This window comes from Mesorhizobium atlanticum (assembly GCF_003289965.1).
Classification (GTDB): Bacteria; Pseudomonadota; Alphaproteobacteria; order Rhizobiales; family Rhizobiaceae; genus Mesorhizobium; species Mesorhizobium atlanticum.
The window spans coordinates 76040-92358 of record NZ_QMBQ01000003.1; the positions used below are offsets into that span (position 1 = coordinate 76040).

Here is a 16319-nt window from a genome sequence, read left to right on the forward strand (position 1 = left end):
ATTCTTACGCCTTTCCGAACGCTCCGGGCGTCGGCGTGGTGACGATGACGTCTTCGCCAGCATCGAGCGTGGTCTGGTCGCAGGCCTTCAGCACATCGACCGAGCCGTCATTGCGCCTGACCTTGGTCGAGCCCGACTCGCCGTCGCCGCCGCCTTCGAGGCCCTGGGGTGGGCGATTGCGGTGCGAGGAGAGGATCGCGCATTCCATCGTTTCGAGGAAGCGGATGGTCCGCCTGGTGCCGTCGCCGGCATTCCACTTGCCCTTGCCGCCGGAACCCTCGCGGATGTGGAAATCTTCCAGCACAACAGGGAAGCGCAGTTCCAGCACCTCGGGGTCGGTGAGGCGCGAATTGGTCATGTGGGTGTGAACGCCGGAGGTGCCGGCAAAACCGCGTCCCGAATTCATCCGGCCGGCCGGCGAGCCGGAGCAGATCGTCTCGTAATACTGGTATTTCCTGTTGCCGAAGGTGAGGTTGTTCATGGTGCCTTGCGCATTGGCCATGGCGCCCATCGCGCCGAACAGCGCGTTGGTGACGTGCTGCGAGGTCTCGACATTGCCAGCGACGACGGCGGCAGGGTAGGCGGGCTTCAGCATCGAGCCGTCGGGGATGATGATGTTGATCGGCCTGAGGCACCCGGCATTCATCGGGATCATGTCCTCCACCATGACGCGGAAAGCATAAAGCACCGCGGCGCGGGCCACCGGCTCCGGTGCGTTGAAATTGTTCTTCATGACAGGCGAGGTGCCGGTGAAGTCGACGGTTGCCTCGCGCCTTTGCCGGTCGACGGTGATCTTCACCCTGATCACCTGGCCGGTGTCGGTCGGGTATTCATACGCCGCGCTGTCGGGAAGCCGCTCGATGACGCGGCGCACGCTCTCGGCGGCGTTGTCCTGGACATGGCCCATATAGGCCTCGACGACATCGAGGCCGAAATGCGCGACCATCTTGCGCAGTTCCGCCACGCCCTTTTCGTTGGCGGCGATCTGCGCCTTGAGGTCGGCGATGTTCTGAGTTGGGTTGCGCGCGGGATAAGGATGGTCGGTAAGCAGCGTCTCCAGCTCCTTCTCGCGGAAGCGGCCGCGGTCGACGATGCGGAAATTGTCGAACAGCACGCCTTCCTCATCGACCGTCGTCGCAAGCGGCGTCATCGAGCCGGGCGCGGTGCCGCCGACATCGGCGTGATGGCCGCGCGAGGCCGCCCAGAACAGGATCTCCTTCAGCGCATCGTCGAAGACAGGTGTCACCACCGTGATGTCGGGCAGATGCGTGCCGCCATTATAAGGGGCATTGAGCGCGAAGACGTCGCCCGGATGGATATCGCCGGAATTCAGGCGGATGATGGTTTCGACGGAACGGTCCATGGAGCCCAGATGCACCGGCATGTGCGGCGCGTTGGCGACCAGCGCGCCATGGCGGTCGAACACGGCGCAGGAAAAATCGAGCCGCTCCTTGATGTTGACCGAATAAGCGGTGTTCTGCAGCGTCACGCCCATCTGTTCGGCGATCGACATGAAGAGGTTGTTGAAGACCTCCAGCATCACCGGATCGGCCTCGGTGCCGAGTGCCGCGGCACGCGCTTTCCGTTCCGTGCGGCGGATCACGACGTGGTCGAGACTGGTGATTTCGGCGCGCCAGCCGGGCTCGACGACGATGGTCTGGTTCGGCTCGATGATCAGCGCGGGTCCGGCGACCGTGTTGGATGGCCGCAGGTTTTCACGGCGGTAGACGCCGGCCTCGTGCCAGCGGCCCTCGGTATAGATGCGCCGGCTTTCCGAAGACTTAGGCTCGACTCCTGCCAGTCCGGCAGGGGCGGAGGCTTCAGCCTTGTCCCGTCGAGCGGTTTCCATGCCTTCTACGGCGACGGTCTCGACGACGATCGGCTTGTCTTCATAGACGAATCCGAACTGCGCCTTGTGCGCGGCCTCGAAGTCGCTCCTGGCGCGGAAGATCGAGCCGTGTTCGAAACTCACCGGCAGTGCCGTATCGGTGCCGTCATAGCGGATATGCAGGACAGGCCTCGTTGAAACGACGTCCTCGGCAATGCCTTGCTCGCCGAGTTCGGCGACGACGTCGCCGCGCAACGTCGCGATGAGCGCCTCGATCGCCGCTCGGGACTCGTCGGCAAGCGGCTGTAGCAGGCCCTGCTGGCGCGAGGCGAAGACCGACGAGAGGCCGATGCCGTAAGCGGAAAGCAGGCCGGAAAAGGGATGGATAAGCACGGCTTCCATGCCGAGCGCGTCGGCGACCAGGCAGGCGTGCTGGCCGCCGGCGCCGCCGAAACAGTTGAGCAGATATTCCGTGACATCGTAGCCGCGCTGCACCGAGATCTTCTTGATGGCGTTGGCCATGTTCTCGACGGCGATGGTGACAAAGCCTTCGGCGACCGCCTCGGGCGAGCGGCCGTCGCCGATCTGGGCGGCAAGCGCCGCGAACTTCTCGCGAACCGTGCCGGCGTCGAGTGGCTGGTCCTGGCCGGCGCCGAAAATCGCCGGGAAGAAATCGGGCTGCAATTTTCCGAGCATGACATTGGCGTCGGTGACGGCGAGCGGGCCGCCGCGCCGATAGGCGGCCGGGCCGGGATTGGCGCCGGCGGAATCCGGGCCGACGCGGAAGCGGCCGGCCTCGTAATGCAGGATCGAGCCTCCGCCGGCGGCGACCGTGTGGATGCGCATCATCGGCGCGCGGATGCGCACGCCGGCGACCTCCGTGTCGAAGGCGCGCTCATATTCGCCGTCATAATGGGCGACGTCGGTCGAGGTGCCGCCCATGTCGAAGCCGATGACCTTGTCGAAGCCGGCGAGCTTCGCCGTCTCGACCATGCCGACGACGCCGCCGGCCGGGCCGGACAGCAGAGCATCCTTGCCCTGGAACATGTCGGCGGCGGTGAGGCCGCCCGACGACATCATGAACATCAGCCGCGGCCCGGCGCCCAGTTCGCCGGCCACACGCTGCACATAGCGCGACAGGATCGGCGACAGGTAGGCGTCGACCACGGTGGTGTCGCCGCGGCCGACCAGCTTGATCAGCGGCGAGACCTCGTGGCTGACGGAGATCTGGCTGAAGCCGATCTTGCGGCAGACTTTTGCCACGGCTTTTTCGTGGTCCGGGTATTTCCAGGCATGCATGAAAACGATGGCGACCGCGTCGATGCCATCGGCCCTGGCTTGCTCGATTGCCGGGCGGCAGGCCGCGATGTCGAGCAGACGCTCGACGCAGCCGTCGGCGCGCACGCGTTCATCGACTTCGATCACCCGCTCGTAGAGTTGCTCAGGCAGGATGATTTCCTTGGCGAAGATGTCGGGTCTCGCCTGATAGGCGATGCGCAATGCGTCGCGAAAACCCTTGCTGATCAGCAGCAGCACTCGGTCGCCCTTGCGCTCGAGCAGCGCATTGGTGGCAACGGTCGTGCCCATTTTGACGTCGCCGATCGCGTCGGCGGAAATAGCGGCGCCGGCTTTCAAGCCCAACAGGTCGCGGATGCCCTGGATGGCGGCGTCCGCATAAGCCTCGGGATTCTCGGACAGGAGTTTTCGTGGGTGCAGCCGGCCTTGCGGATCACGGCCGATGATATCGGTGAAAGTGCCGCCGCGGTCGATCCAAAAATCCCATTTCTGCGTTTCCGCGACTGCCGGCATTCTCTCTACCCATCATGTCTTCGAGCGTATGTTCTGTTAGTTTGGGATTTCCCCGCCAGCAATTGCAAGTTGATGTTACACATCGAAATGCAACGTTACGAAACCGGCGAGCCTGCTGATGCATTTCCCCTGCGACCGCTCACCGAAATGTGAGCGTCTGTTGAAGGAGAGATACCATGAAGAAGCTCATTCTGGCGTCTTTGTCGGCGCTTGCCCTGTTGGGGGTCGCGGCTTGTAGCGACAGTGGCACCGATAAGACCACTACCCAGAGCACCAATCCGCCGGCCAACGAGCAGCCGATGAAGCCGGCCTCGCCCGACGCTTCGAAGCCCGCTGAACCGGCTCCGGCAACAAAACCGGCTCCTGCCGCGCCTGCGCAGTAAGGGCTGATCGATAGATTCAAGGAAGGCCGGCATTGCCGGCCTTCGTTTTGCCCCATCGATTCCGAAGCTCCCGATCACCTGCGGCATTGTCCAGACTTGATAGAACCGCCCGGTTCGCTCTATGAAGCCGGCATGTCGATTTGGGACCGCCTTGGCGACTTCATCGCTCGTGTTTCGTCGTCGGCGTCCTCGGGCGTCGCGGATGTCGTCGAAGCCGTGCGCACCGTGTTTTCCGGTGATCCGGACCTGCGCCGGCGTGTGGCCTTCTCGGTGGCGATGATCGCGCTGTCGGCCAAGATGGCCAAGGCCGACGGTATCGTCACCCAGGACGAGGTGCGCGCCTTCCAGGAAATTTTCGAAGTTCCGCCAAGCGAGACGCGCAACGTGGCACGGCTTTACGACATCGCCAAGCAGGACGTTGCCGGCTTCGAGACCTATGCCCACCGCATGGCCCAGCTCTGCGGCTCCGGCCATGCCAACTGCATGATGCTGGAAGACATACTCGACGGCCTGTTCCACATCGCCAAGGCGGACGGGCTCATCCATGAGCGGGAAGGCCAGTTCCTGCATCGGATCGCCGAGATTTTTCGCATCGACGAGGCGCATTACGAGGCGATCCTGTCGCGGCATGTCAATCTCGGCGCCGCCGATCCTTACGTTGTTCTGGGCATCGAACGCGGCAAGCCGTTCGAAGAGATCAGGAAACGCTATCGCAAGCTGATCTCCGACAATCACCCGGACAGGTTGATCGCGCGCGGCCTGCCGCAGGAATTCATCAAGATCGCCACGACCAGGGTCGCCGCGATCAATGCCGCCTATGAGATGATCGAGCGGGGCCTCAGGCACGCATGAGCGGTTTCCTGCCCGACCAGCCAGGTGCGGAGGTCCGGGTCTCGCCGAATTTCGGCCCGCGCCGCGAGGCGCTCCGGCCCGACATGATCGTGCTGCACTATACCGGCATGGCGAGCGGCGCCGGCGCCGAGGCGTGGCTATGCGATCCGGCGAGCGAGGTGTCCTCGCACTACCTCGTTCACGAGGACGGCCGTATCGTGCAAATGGTGCGCGAGAGCGATCGCGCCTGGCATGCCGGCAAGAGTTCCTGGCTCGGGCGAACCGACATCAACTCCTGCTCGGTCGGCATCGAGATCGTCAATCCCGGGCACACGCTGGGCTACAAGGCCTTCCCACGGCGGCAGATCGGCGCCGTGATCGAGCTGTGCGCGGGTATCGTGGGGCGCCATTCCATTCCCTCGGCAAGGGTGCTCGCACATTCGGACGTGGCGCCGGGCCGCAAGGTCGATCCGGGCGAGAAATTCCCCTGGAAGGCACTGTTCGCGGCCGGCGTCGGTCATCTCGTGCCGGCGGCGCCGATAAAGGCAGGCGCTGCGCTGAAGGCCGGGGATACCGGCGCCGACGTTGAAGCACTGCAGTCGATGCTGGCGCTTTACGGCTATGGCGCCGAGATATCGGGCGAATACGACAAGCAGACGGAAATCGTGGTGGCGGCGTTCCAGCGACATTTCCGGCGGCGATTGGTGGATGGCGTGGCGGACAATTCGACGATCCGCACGCTGGAACGGCTCCTGGCTTCCGTAGAGGCAACCACCGTCAAATAGTCGCGCTGGGGTCCTTAAATTACAATCTGTCACTCAAAGTGAATTGCGCCGCCTTCATTGCCGCCAATTCCGCCTGCAAATGCCCCTCCCGCAAGTTGTCGGGCGTCTATCCCCCCAAGACACCCGATGTTGAGTTGACCCAACTGCGCGAAGTTCTTCGCGCGGCTCTAACAGAACAGGACTACATGCAAAGATTGACCGTTGTAGCGGCAGCCGTTGCTGCCGGAGTGATGACTCTTGCCTTCAATCCAGCGAACAGTGCCCCTCTGAGCTTGCGGGCAGACAACGGCTTCGCCGCCGCGCCCGCGGCACCGAAGGCAAGCCCGACCGCCAAGGGTTCAAGGGTCGAGAGAACCACCCCGACCAAAGTGGAGAAGGTTGCCGCAGCCAAAGCGGCGAAAAGAACGGCAAGGCGCAATTCGAAGCGCAACAGGCAGACTATCGACCTGACCGCGACAGCTTCCATCCACCCTGAGAAGCCGGCGTTGTCGTCCTCAACGACGGGCGACGGCCAATATTCGGCGATCATTGCCCGCTATGCCGCGAGCTATGGCGTGCCGGTGTCGCTGGCCAAGGCCGTCATCAAGATCGAAAGCAACTATCGGCCGAATATGGTCGGCGGCGCAGGCGAGATCGGCCTGATGCAGATCAAGCCGGCGACGGCGCGCATGATGGGTTATACCGGTTCGGCCAAGGGATTGTTCGATCCCGACACCAACATCAAATATGGCATGAAATACCTCGCCATGGCGCGGGACCTCGGCGGCGGCACCACCTGCGGCACGATCCTCAAATACAATGCGGGTCATGGCGCGACGCGGATGAACCCTGTCTCCGCTGCCTATTGCAGCAAGGTGAAGGTGCAGATGGTGGCGCTGGGCTCGCCGGCCTGATGCTAACGTGGCGGATTTGGCCAACGCGCGCGCTTTATGCGCGTCGTTGCCCCAAGCCGCCGCGCGTTGGGACGATGCGCTTTTTCGTTTGCGTTTTCAGGCGGGAATCCCTTTATACGCGCTTGCCAGCTGGCTGGGCGGCCGCGCCCGCGAGAACCGAAAGGTTGCGGGTGAGGAAAGTCCGGGCTCCATGGAGACACGGTGCCGGCTAACGGCCGGCGGGGGCGACCCCAGGGAAAGTGCCACAGAAAGCAAACCGCCGCGGCATTGCCGCGGCAAGGGTGAAAGGGTGGGGTAAGAGCCCACCGCGCGACTGGCAACAGGAGCGGCAGGGCAAACCCCACCGGGAGCAAAACCGAATAGGGGCGGTGCGAGGGGAAACCCTCGAGGGCTGTTTCCGGCCCACCGTCCGGGTAGGTTGCGTGAGGCGCGTGGCAACATGCGCCCAAGATGAATGGCCGCCACGTTCTCGCCGCAAGGCGAGGGCCATACAGAACCCGGCTTACAGGCCAGCTGGCATTTTTCTCCCTACGGCGATAGCGATATAAATCAAAAGGTTGCACCGGAAGGCGCAGCTTTGGATTCAGCGTCCGTAGCCCGGCTCCGAGTGCGGGCATAGATTCGTTCAACTGCCGACTTTGTCCAACGACGCCTCGATCGCCTGCCAAAGCTCCTCGACCGGCTCGCAACCCACCGACAGGCGCACGAAGCCGGGCGGCACGACGTCGCCGCGTTTCGAGCGCCGCTCGGCCGACGTGTGCACGCCGCCGAAGGAAGTCGCCGATTCAATCAGCGCGCAATTGTCGATGAACGCCTCGGCCTTCTGTTCCGAGGCCAGTTCGAACGAGATCAGGAAGCCGAAGCGATCCATCTGGGCGCGAGCCAGATTGTGCGAGGCGTCGCCCTCGAGCCCGGGATAGCGCAGGCCGCTGACCGTGCGGTGATCCTTCAGCCGGCGCGCGATCGTTTCGGCCGTGGAACACATCCGGTCGAAACGCACCTCCAGCGTTTCCAGCCCGCGATGCACAAGCCAGGCCTCGAAGGGGCCCGGGATGCCGCCGACCAGGCCGCGCCAGTCGGTCACCTTGGCGATGAGGTCGCCATCGCGGCTCGCGACATGGCCGAAGAGCACATCGGAATGACCGTTCACCGCCTTGGTGTCGGCGGAGACGACGATGTCGGCGCCGAGGTCGAGCGGACGCTGGCCGAAGGGCGTCATCGTCGTGTTGTCGACGACCAGCAGCCCATCACGCCTGTGGATGGCTTCGGCCACCGCCGCGATATCGCAGATGTCCAGCCGGGGATTGGATGGCGTCTCGGCAAAAACCAGCTGGTAACCATCGAAGCCGCCGTCGAGGAAACTTGGCGTCGGCCTGGTGTCGCAGGCAATGCCGAGGGGGCTGAGGAAGCGCTCGGCCATGGCGCGCGTGGCGTGATAGCCGTCTGACGGCAGAAGCACGCGGTCGCCTGATTTCAGCAGTGCGAAAAACACCGACGAGATCGCGCCCATTCCGGACGGGAAGGCGACGCATTGCGCGTCTTCGAGGTGGCCGAGCGCGTGCTCGACGGCGCGCCAGGTCGGATTGTCGTAGCGGCCATACTGATCGAAGCCGGCCTCCGCGCCCGGCGTGTGGAAGATCGATGCCATGGTCAGCGGCAGAGGGATCGGGTCGCCCTTGGCGAAATCGCTGCTGCGCAAATGGGCAAGCGCCGCGGCGCGGGACTTCGCTGTTTCGGACATCAGGCTTCATCCCTCCGGCTGAATGGCAGTTGCCGCGACGCTATGCGTGGCGGCGGTTCGCGGCAAGCTGCGTCCTTTTGGGCCAGAGGGCTCTAAACGCTTCGTTAGGCTTAATGGAGGATAAAGACGAGACGTGCCTTCAGCCTGCGCTTTCTGGTTGTGATGCGCGTGTTTGTGATGCCTGTTCCCGTTGACGCCCATAGTACCCCATGATATCCCGTTCACATCATCAAGCTTTCGTTCCGCGTCAGGGTGAAGCGTACGCCAATCGGGCAGCCGCGGCGGCTGCGCGTTTGCCGGTTTTCGCCCCGGTGGATGAAGCGATTTGCCGCGCGCGCGGCGAGGGCGCGGAGAACAACATGGGAAGGGGTGCGGCGGCGGAAGCGGCTGTAGCGTTCATTGGACCGATTTCTGTCAAACGCGGTGAACAGGATCGATGCGAAGGGGCGGGTCTCCGTTCCGGCGCATTTCCGTGCGGTGGTTCAGAAACGCGGCTATTCGGAGCTTTACGCGCTGCGCTGCCTGGACCTGCCGGCCATGGATGTCGGCGGACTCGATCTGCTCGACCGCTACGAGCAGCGGATCGCGCTGGAGGATCCCTTTCTGCAGACGGCGGACGACATGTCGTTCTTCTGCCATGGCGACGGGACGTTCCTGAAGCTCGATCAGGACGGCCGCATCACCATGACCGATTTCATCCGCGAGCATACGGGCATCTCGAACGAGGTGGCCTTTGTCGGCCGCGGCAATTTCTTTCAGATCTGGGAGCCGGGACGGCTTTCCGCCTATGGGGCGCAGGCGCGCGCCAGGCTTTTGCAGCTTCGGCAGGGGACGAAGCCCGGGGAGCGATCGGAATGATGGCTGGCCACGGCGATGACCATCACGCCGTTGGCGGACCGGCCCGCCACATTCCGGTCCTCCTTGCCGAGGTGCTCGACGCGCTTGCGCCGAAGGCCGGCGAGACGATCGTCGACGGGACATTCGGCGCCGGCGGCTACACCAGCGCGATCCTCGATCGCGGCGCCTCCGTCGTTGCCATCGACCGCGACCCGGACGCGATCACGGCGGGCAGGGCACTGGAGCGGCAGGCGGGAGGCCGGCTGAGACTTGTCCAGGCGCCGTTCTCGACGCTGGACGAATATGTCGAACGCGCCGACGGCGTGGTGCTCGACATCGGCGTTTCCTCCATGCAGCTCGACCAGGCGGAGCGCGGCTTTTCCTTCCGCGCCGATGGGCCGCTCGACATGCGCATGGCGCAGTCGGGGCTTTCCGCCGCCGACGTCGTCAACACCTTCAAGGCCGGCGACCTCGCCCGCATCTTCGGCTTTCTCGGCGAGGAGCGCCATGCCGGCCGCATCGCGCGCATGATCGAGAGCCGGCGCGAGAAGAGACCTTTCGAGCGCACGCTCGATCTAGCCGACGCCATTGAAACGCATATCGGACGAGGCCCGAAGGACAAGATCCATCCGGCCACGCGCGTCTTCCAGGCGTTGCGCATCTTCGTCAATGACGAGCTTGGCGAGCTTGCAAGGGCGCTGCTGGCGGCCGAGCGGGCGCTGAAGCCCGGTGGCCGGCTTGCCGTGGTGACCTTCCACTCCCTGGAAGACCGCATCGTCAAGCGCTTCATCGCCGACCGGTCCGAAGCCGCCAGCGGCTCGCGACACATGCCAGACGCGCCCCAGCGCGCCGCGACTTTTCGTAAAGCTGGCGGCGGCGTGACGCCGGGGGAGGCCGAGATAGCGGCCAACCCGCGAGCGCGCTCGGCTAGGCTGCGTGCGGCGACACGGACCGAAGCGCCGGCGCGCGCGGGCGATTTTTCGATTTTAGGCCTTCCAAAGCTTCCCGCCGTCGAACGGCCGGGAGAGAGGTGAGCACGTGTTTCGTACCAGCGACATAGTCCTGATCGCCGTCATGGTCTCGGCCGCGGCCCTGACCTACAAGACCAAGCGCGAGGCCGAGGAGCAACTGGCGGCCGTGCAGAAGATCCAGGCGCAGATCCGCTACGAGGAAGACACGATCGATCTCCTCAAGGCGGATTGGAGCCTGCTTACCCAGCCGTCGCGGCTGCAGAAGCTTGCCGACGTCTACAAGAGCCAGCTCGGGCTCGAACCGGTTGGCGCCCGCCAGATCGGCGGTCTTGACGACATTCCGGTGAAACCGGTGACCATCGAGGACCTCTCCTCGCAGCGGCTTGGCGGCATGGCCGACAATTCCGGCAATGGACCTGCGGGCGACAAGGATCCGGTCGTCACGGGGAGCACTGTGCAATGATCGGCAGGCTTCCAAGGATCGGTGACCTGCTGAAGCGTCGGAAGAAGACCGCCGAGGACGGCTCGATCGTCGTCGACGCGGCGCGCAAGGCGACGGGCGGCAAGGCCAGGACCCGCATCGTCATGACGATGGCGGTGTTCTTCACCATCTATTCGACGATTGCCGGCAGGCTTGTCTATCTCGGGCTGCAGAATCCGGACCTGTCGGACGGCCCGCAGAGCCGGGTCACCGCGTCGCGTCCGGATATCGTCGACCGTAACGGCGAAGTGCTGGCGACCGACATCAAGACCGCGTCGCTGTTTGCCGAGCCGCGCCGCATCGTCGATGCGGACGAAGCGATCGAGAAATTGTCGACCGTGCTGCCGGAGATCGACTATGAGCAGACCTATCGCAAGCTCAAGAGCGGCGCCGGCTTCGTCTGGCTGCAGCGCCAGCTGACGCCGAAGCAGCAGGCCGACATCATGGCGCTGGGCGTTCCCGGCCTCGGCTTCCGCACCGAAAAGCGCCGCTTCTATCCGAGCGGCGAGACCTCGTCCTATGTCGTCGGCCTGACCAATATCGACAACCAAGGCATCTCCGGCATGGAGAAGTATATCGACGAGCAGGGGCTGAGCGACCTGCAGGCGTCGGGCCTCGCCATTGCCAAGGACCTCAAGCCTGTCAGGCTTTCGATCGATCTGCGCGTCCAGCATGTGGTGCGCGACGAGATCGCCGCCGGCCTGGAGCGCTATCGCGCCATGGGCGCCGGCGCTGTCGTGCTGAACATCAAGACGGGCGAAGTGATGGCGATGGCCTCGGTGCCGGACTTCGACCCGAACAATCCCTACAATGCCCAGGATAAAGACCGGCTGAACCGCATGTCGGCGGGCCTCTACGAGATGGGCTCGACCTTCAAGAGCTTCACCTCGGCGATGGCGCTCGATTCCGGCAAGGCGACGATGAACAGCCGCTTCGACGCGTCGCATCCGATCCGGGTCGGCCATCAGGCCATCCACGATTTCCACGGCAAGAACCGCGTGCTGTCGCTGCCGGAGGTGTTCCTCTATTCGTCCAACATCGGCTCGGCCAGGGAGGCCGAGCTCGTCGGCATCGAGGGGCACCGCGAATTCCTGCACCGCCTCGGCATTCTCGACAGGATGCAGACCGAACTGCCGGAGGTCGCGCGCCCGACCGAGCCTAAGGTCTGGAAACAGGTCAATTCGTTCACCATCGCCTTCGGTCATGGCGTGTCGACGACGCCGCTGCAGGCCGCTGTCGGCTGCGCGGCGCTGATGCAGGGCTTTCTGATCCAGCCGACATTCCTGGTCCGCAGCGAAGAGGAGGCCATGGCGGTGGCCAAGAGGGTGGTCAGCGACAAGACGGTCGAAGGCATGCGTTACCTTTACACGCTCAACGCCGAAAAGGGCTCGGCCAGAAACGCCAGGGCCCCCGGCTACCGCGTCGGCGGCAAGACCGGAACGGCCGAGAAGGTCATCAACGGCCGCTATTCGAAGGATTTGAACTTCAATACCTTCGTCGCCGCCTTCCCGATGGACGATCCGCAATTTCTGGTATTCACCATCGCCGACGCTCCGCATCCGGAAAAGCCCGGGATGACGGACGTCGCCGCCAACAATGCGGGGGTTATCGCCGGCAATATCATCAGGCGCTCGGCGGCCATGCTTGGCGTGAAGCCAGATTTCAGCCATGAAAATGGTGCAACGCTGGTTTCCTATCAGTGATTCTTGGGGCGCGCCGGCAACTGCGCGCTATTTTGTTGCGGTGAACGGGACTCAATGCATCTAAAAGATCTAGCCGGTATCCTGCCTGTCGAGGGAACAGCTTCCCGCGATCTGGAGGTTACCGGACTTTCCTCCGATTCCCGCTCGGTCAAGGCCGGCGTGGTCTTCTTCGCGCTAGCCGGCAGCAAGGCCGATGGCTCGGCCTATGCCGCCGATGCCGCCAGCCGGGGTGCCGCCGCCGTCGTTGCGGGCAAGGGCGCGGCGGTTTCCGGCCTGTCTATCCCGGTTCTTGTTGTCGATGATCCGCGCCATGCACTGGCGCTCGCCGCCGCGCGCTTCTTCGGCCGCCAGCCTGAGACCATGGTCGCCGTCACTGGCACCGCCGGCAAGACATCCGTCGCTGCTTTCACCCGCCAGATCTGGGAGCAGGCGGGCTTTGCCGCCGCCTCGATCGGCACGACCGGTGTGGTTGCGCCCGGCCGCAACGAATATGGCTCATTGACGACGCCCGATCCGGTGGCGTTGCACCGGTTGCTCAAGGAACTGGCGGATGCGGGCGTCACCCACGCCTCGATGGAAGCCTCGAGCCACGGCCTCGACCAGCGTCGTCTCGACGGCGTGAAGCTCGCGGCCGGCGCCTTCACCAATCTCGGCCGCGACCACATGGACTACCATCCGACCGTCGAGGATTATCACCGCGCCAAGCTGCGTCTGTTCGACACGCTGCTGCCGAAGGGCGCCCCCGCGATCGTCTTTGCCGACGATCCCTGGTCGGAGCCGACCATCAAAGCTGCAAAGGCGGCGGGCCTCAAGGTCCTGACCGTCGGTCGCCATGGCGATTTCCTGACGCTCAAGCGGGTCGAGCATGAGCGCCATCGCCAGCGTGCCGAGATTGTGGCGGACGGCATGCTGCACGAGGTCGACCTGCCCTTGGCAGGCGATTTCCAGATCGCCAACGCGCTGGTCTCGGCCGGGCTTGCCATCGCGACCGGAACGCCTGCGGCCAAGGCCCTGACGGCATTGGAGAAATTGAAAGGCGCGCCGGGCCGGCTCGATCTTGTCGGCACCACCGCCGCCGGCGCCCCTGTCTATGTCGACTATGCCCACAAGCCCGATGCTCTGGAAAACGTGCTGACCTCGGTCCGGCCTTTCACCACGGGTCGCGTCGTCGTGGTGTTCGGCTGCGGCGGCGACCGCGACCGGGGGAAAAGGCCGATCATGGGCGAGATCGCGACGCGGCTCGCCGATATCGTCATCGTCACCGACGACAATCCACGCACGGAAGTGCCGGAGACCATCCGCGCGGCCATTCTCGCCGCAGCGCCCGGCGCCATCGAGATCGGCGATCGCCGCAAGGCGATCCATGAGGCGGTGGCGATGCTGCGCGCCGGCGATACGCTCATCGTCGCCGGCAAGGGGCATGAGGAAGGCCAGACCGTCGGCGTCCAGACCTTCCACTTCTCCGACCACGAGGAAGTGCGCGATGCGCTGAAGGAGCGCGCCGCATGAGCCTGCTGTGGACGTCGGAAGCGCTGGTCGAGGCCATGGGCGGCAGGCCAATCGGCTCGTTGCCGGAAGGCATCACCGGTATTTCGATCGACAGCCGCAGCCTGGAGCCGGGAAACGCCTTCTTCGCCATCAAGGGCGAGGCGATGGACGGCCATGATTTCGCGACCGCCGCGGTCAAGGCCGGAGCGGCCGTGCTGGTCGTCGCCGAGAGCAAGCTGCCCTCGCTCGGCCGGCTGACGGCGCCGATGATCGTCGTGCAGGACGTGCTTGCGGCCCTCGAGAAGCTCGGCGTTGCGGCCCGCGCGCGCTCGAAGGCCGGGATCATCGCGGTCACCGGTTCCGCCGGCAAGACGACCACCAAGGAAGCGCTGCGCCATGTGTTGTCGGCGGTCGGCAAGGTGCACGCCTCGGCGCAGTCATTCAACAATCATTGGGGCGTGCCGCTGACGCTCGCCCGCATGCCGCAGGACTGCGACTACGCGGTCTTCGAGATCGGCATGAACCATCCCGGCGAGATCAGGCCGCTGGTCAAGATGGTCAGGCCGCATGTCGCCATCGTGACTATCATTGCTGCCGCCCATCTCGGTTTCTTCAAGAATCTCGACGAGATCGCCATGGCCAAGGCCGAGGTTTTCGAGGGGATCGAGCCCGGCGGCGCCGCGCTGCTCAACCGCGACGACCCGCGCTGGAAGCTGCTCGGGAAAATGGCGAAAGAGGCGGGCGTCGAGCATGTCTTCGGCTTCGGCGAAAATGTCCGCTCGGCCTTCCGACTTGTCGGCTGCGAGCTTCATGCCGACCATTCCGACATCGTCGTCAAGATCGGCAAGAAGGACCTGACCGCCCGTGTCGGGGCGCCCGGCCGCCATATCGTCCAGAACGTGCTGGCGGTGCTCGGCGCCGCGCAACTGGTCGGCGCCGATCTCGACAAGGTTGCGGCGGCGCTTGCCGACCTGTCGGCCGAACGGGGGCGCGGCCGGCGCCATGTCCTGCACCATCCAAACGGGCCGATCACGCTGATCGACGAGAGCTACAACGCCAATCCGGCGTCCATGGCGGCGGCGATGGCGCTTCTCAACGCCACGCCCGTCTCGGGCGAGGGCCGGCGCATCGCGGTGCTTGGCGACATGCTGGAGCTTGGCAGCCATTCGGCGAAGCTCCATGCGGCACTGGCTGAACTGATCGTCGGCACAGGCACGCGCAACGTCTTTCTCGGTGGGCCGGAAATGCAGGCGCTGGCCGGGGTTTTGCCGGCCGATGTCCAGACCGAGTATCGGGCAGGCGTCGAGGAACTGAAGCCGATCGTGATCGCAGCACTCAGGCCCGGCGACGTGGTGATGGTCAAATCGTCGAAAGGCATCGGGTTTTCAAAGCTGGTCGAGGCGTTGCTCGGCAAATTTCCGGCGGAAGCCACAAACATTGAACCGACTTGAGGTCGGCTCCGGGGGACGGAAGGACCATGTTCACACTGCTCGTCGATTTCGCGGACAAGATCTCGTTCTTCAACGTCTTCCGCTACATCACTTTTCGCACCGGCGGCGCGCTGATCACCTCGGCGCTGATCGTCTTCATCTTCGGGCCGACGATCATCAATTCGCTGCGCCTGCGGCAAGGCAAGGGCCAACCGATCCGCGCCGATGGCCCGCAGACGCATTTCAAGAAGGCTGGAACGCCGACCATGGGCGGGTTGATGATCCTGTCCGGCATCATCGGTTCGTCGCTCCTATGGGCGAACCTTTCCTCGATCTATGTCTGGGTCGTGCTGCTGGTCACCGTCGGCTTCGGTTCGATCGGCTTTTACGACGACTATCTCAAGGTCACCAAGCAGTCGCATCTGGGCTTCTCCGGCAAGGCGAGGCTGGCGATCGAATTCGTCATCGCGGCCATCGCCGCGTGGGTGATCATGCATAACGGCCAGGCGCCGTTCTCGTCGTCGCTGACCTTCCCCTTCGCCAAGGAATTCCTGATCAACCTTGGCTGGTTCTTCGTCCCGTTCTCCTGCTTCGTCATCGTCGGCGCCGGCAATGCGGTGAACCTGACCGACGGCCTCGACGGCCTCGCCATCGTGCCGATCATGATCGCGGCCGCGTCCTTCGGCGTCATCGCCTATCTCTCGGGCAACGCGGTCTTCGCCGAATATCTGCAGATCCATTTCGTCCCCGGCACCGGTGAGCTTGCCGTTGTGCTCGGCGCGGTGATCGGCGCCGGCCTCGGCTTCCTCTGGTTCAACGCCCCGCCGGCCGCGATCTTCATGGGCGACACCGGCTCGCTGGCGATGGGCGGCCTGATCGGCACCATCGCCGTCGCAACCAAGCACGAGATCGTGCTGGTCATCGTCGGCGGCCTGTTCGTGGTCGAAATCTTCTCGGTCATCATTCAGGTCGGCTATTTCAAGATGACCGGCAAGCGCGTCTTCCTGATGGCGCCGATCCACCACCATTTCGAAAAGCTCGGCTGGACCGAAAGCCAGGTGGTGATCCGCTTCTGGATCATTGCCGTCATCCTGGCGCTGGTCGGCCTCTCCACCCTCAAGCTCAGATAGGATGCCCGC

The 16319-nt window shown here is 64.4% G+C and carries 13 protein-coding genes and 1 other RNA gene; 12 read left to right on the top strand and 2 right to left on the bottom strand.

Features of this window, described 5'->3' with window-relative positions:
- Positions 1 to 4: 4 nt before the first annotated feature.
- Entirely contained in the window at positions 5 to 3637 is a 3633-nt protein-coding gene (locus DPM35_RS10125) for a hydantoinase B/oxoprolinase family protein (RefSeq protein ID WP_112127184.1), read from the bottom strand.
- Between the two features lie 176 nt (positions 3638 to 3813).
- Here DPM35_RS10125 and DPM35_RS10130 point away from each other — a divergent pair, with 176 nt between their 5' ends.
- From DPM35_RS10130 to rnpB, 5 genes are all read left to right on the top strand, one after another.
- Entirely contained in the window at positions 3814 to 4020 is a 207-nt protein-coding gene (locus DPM35_RS10130) for a hypothetical protein (protein WP_112127185.1), read from the top strand.
- Positions 4021 to 4152: 132 nt separating this feature from the next.
- On the top strand, positions 4153 to 4872 hold the full coding sequence (locus DPM35_RS10135) for a J domain-containing protein (protein WP_112127740.1): 720 nt from the start codon (positions 4153 to 4155) through the stop codon (positions 4870 to 4872).
- Positions 4869 to 5636 (top strand): N-acetylmuramoyl-L-alanine amidase, encoded by a 768-nt coding sequence (locus DPM35_RS10140; protein WP_112127186.1) that lies wholly within the window; start codon positions 4869 to 4871, stop codon positions 5634 to 5636. Before DPM35_RS10135 ends, DPM35_RS10140 begins: the two co-directional genes overlap by 4 nt.
- A gap of 185 nt (positions 5637 to 5821) precedes the next feature.
- Complete coding sequence (locus DPM35_RS10145; RefSeq protein ID WP_112127187.1) at positions 5822 to 6529, top strand: lytic transglycosylase domain-containing protein; 708 nt, start codon at positions 5822 to 5824, stop codon at positions 6527 to 6529.
- Positions 6530 to 6654: 125 nt separating this feature from the next.
- An RNA gene (rnpB, locus tag DPM35_RS10150) (RNase P RNA component class A) lies at positions 6655 to 7050 on the top strand.
- 104 nt (positions 7051 to 7154) lie between these two features.
- Here rnpB and DPM35_RS10155 read toward each other — a convergent pair.
- The gene (locus DPM35_RS10155; RefSeq protein WP_112127188.1) at positions 7155 to 8270 is read right to left on the bottom strand and encodes a cystathionine gamma-lyase; all 1116 of its coding nucleotides are present in this window, start codon (positions 8268 to 8270) and stop codon (positions 7155 to 7157) included.
- 399 nt (positions 8271 to 8669) lie between these two features.
- On the opposite strand from DPM35_RS10155, the gene mraZ reads away from it, so the two are divergent.
- Genes mraZ through mraY form a run of 7 tightly spaced genes read left to right on the top strand, consistent with a single transcriptional unit; the run spans position 8670 to position 16310 of the window.
- A complete protein-coding gene (gene mraZ, locus DPM35_RS10160) occupies positions 8670 to 9128 on the top strand; it encodes a division/cell wall cluster transcriptional repressor MraZ (protein WP_095815658.1) in 459 nt (152 codons plus the stop codon).
- The gene (gene rsmH, locus DPM35_RS10165) at positions 9125 to 10141 is read left to right on the top strand and encodes a 16S rRNA (cytosine(1402)-N(4))-methyltransferase RsmH (protein WP_112127189.1); all 1017 of its coding nucleotides are present in this window, start codon (positions 9125 to 9127) and stop codon (positions 10139 to 10141) included. Before mraZ ends, rsmH begins: the two co-directional genes overlap by 4 nt.
- A 4-nt stretch (positions 10142 to 10145) precedes the next feature.
- Positions 10146 to 10541 carry a cell division protein FtsL gene (ftsL, locus tag DPM35_RS10170; protein WP_112127190.1) on the top strand — a complete coding sequence of 132 codons (396 nt, stop codon included), beginning with the start codon at positions 10146 to 10148 and terminating at the stop codon, positions 10539 to 10541.
- Positions 10538 to 12262 carry a peptidoglycan D,D-transpeptidase FtsI family protein gene (locus DPM35_RS10175; protein WP_112127191.1) on the top strand — a complete coding sequence of 575 codons (1725 nt, stop codon included), beginning with the start codon at positions 10538 to 10540 and terminating at the stop codon, positions 12260 to 12262. The genes ftsL and DPM35_RS10175 overlap by 4 nt, the downstream gene beginning before the upstream one ends.
- A gap of 54 nt (positions 12263 to 12316) precedes the next feature.
- On the top strand, positions 12317 to 13771 hold the full coding sequence (locus DPM35_RS10180; RefSeq protein ID WP_112127192.1) for a UDP-N-acetylmuramoyl-L-alanyl-D-glutamate--2,6-diaminopimelate ligase: 1455 nt from the start codon (positions 12317 to 12319) through the stop codon (positions 13769 to 13771).
- Positions 13768 to 15201: a UDP-N-acetylmuramoylalanyl-D-glutamyl-2,6-diaminopimelate--D-alanyl-D-alanine ligase gene (locus DPM35_RS10185; protein ID WP_112127193.1), complete on the top strand. Its 1434-nt coding sequence runs from the start codon at positions 13768 to 13770 to the stop codon at positions 15199 to 15201. The genes DPM35_RS10180 and DPM35_RS10185 overlap by 4 nt, the downstream gene beginning before the upstream one ends.
- Before the next feature lie 26 nt (positions 15202 to 15227).
- Positions 15228 to 16310 carry a phospho-N-acetylmuramoyl-pentapeptide-transferase gene (gene mraY, locus DPM35_RS10190; protein ID WP_042637735.1) on the top strand — a complete coding sequence of 361 codons (1083 nt, stop codon included), beginning with the start codon at positions 15228 to 15230 and terminating at the stop codon, positions 16308 to 16310.
- Positions 16311 to 16319: the final 9 nt, after the last annotated feature.